Here is a 1,232-nt window from a genome sequence, read left to right as displayed (position 1 = left end):
CTGACCTTGCCCCCAGTTTCTGTCCAGTTTTGAGTTCGTTTCCGGCGTGGGTTGTGCCCTGCTGGGCGGGTGAAGGGACGGGCGCTGGCGCGGAGCCTTTGGCATAGCGCAGCGCGAGCGACCGTCGCGGATTGAAGGTGCCGGCGAACTCGGCCGGTGTCTGCCAGGCGATTTGGGAATGCGGCCGGGCGGTGTTGTAATCGGCGCGCCACAGGGCGATGGCTACGCGCGCCTGAGCCAGCGAGGTAAACAGCGTCTCGTTGAGCAGTTCATCGCGCAGTCGGCCGTTGAAGCTCTCGATGAAGCCATTCTGCATCGGCTTGCCGGGCGCAATGTAATGCCATTCGACGCGGCTCTGATCCGCCCAGGAAAGGATGGCGTTCGAGGTGAACTCGCTGCCATTGTCGCTGACGATCATCCTCGGCCGGCCGCGCTCGGTAATGAGCCGGTCCAATTCGCGGGCAACCCGCATGCCCGAAAGAGACGTATCAACGATGAGTGCCAGGCACTCTCTCGTGCAGTCGTCGACGACGGCCATGATGCGGAAGCGGCGCCCGTCGGTGAGCTGGTCCGATACGAAGTCGAGCGACCAGCGCTCGTCAGGCCTCAGCGGCACCAGCATCGGCGCCCTTGTCCCGATCGCCCGTTTGCGGCCGCCACGGCGGCGAACGGCGAGCTTCTCCTCCCGATAGAGCCGGAACAGCTTCTTGTGGTTCACGATCAGGCCCTCCCGCCTCAGCATCACGAGAAGACGCCGGTAGCCGAACCGACGACGTTCCTGCGCGATCGCCTTCATCCGCTCGCGAACCTCGCGGTCGTCCGGCCTGCTGGTCTCGTAGCGAACCGTCATGCGGCAACAGCCGATGGCTTTACACGCCCGCCGTTCGCTCATCCCGAAGCCTTCCTTCAGGCGAGCGACAGCTTTCCGCTTGGCCGCGGGCGTCACCATTTCTTTCCCACAAGATCCTTCAACGCGGCATTGTCGAGCATGGCGTCGGCCAAAAGCCGCTTTAGCCGCGTGTTCTCGTCCTCCAGCGCCTTCAGTCGCCGAGCCTCGGAGATATCCATCCCGCCGAAGCGGGCCTTCCAGTTGTAGATCGAGGCGTCGCTGACCCCGTGCTTGCGGCACAGATCGGCAACCGATACCCCGGCCTCGTGTTCCTTCAAAATTCCGATGATCTGCTCTTCAGAGAAGCGGCTACGTTTCATGTCCTGGTCCTCTCGATGGGCCA

At 63.5% G+C, this 1,232-nt stretch carries 1 protein-coding gene; it reads right to left on the bottom strand.

The features are described from left to right. Window positions 1–1,209, bottom strand: a protein-coding gene (locus NKH22_RS31455) for an IS3 family transposase (protein ID WP_352912432.1) whose coding sequence is annotated in 2 segments (ribosomal slippage) — window positions 1–960 and window positions 960–1,209 — 1,210 coding nt annotated over the 2 segments. Because the reading frame shifts where the segments join, the coding sequence is not laid out codon by codon here. This gene is flagged as partial in the annotation. Between the last annotated feature and the right edge of the window lie 23 nt (window positions 1,210–1,232).

This window comes from Mesorhizobium sp. M1252, assembly GCF_040318265.1.
Taxonomy (GTDB): Bacteria; Pseudomonadota; Alphaproteobacteria; order Rhizobiales; family Rhizobiaceae; genus Mesorhizobium.
The sequence above is the reverse complement of the archived record's forward strand: the minus strand, read 5'-3'. Positions and strand labels throughout refer to the sequence as shown.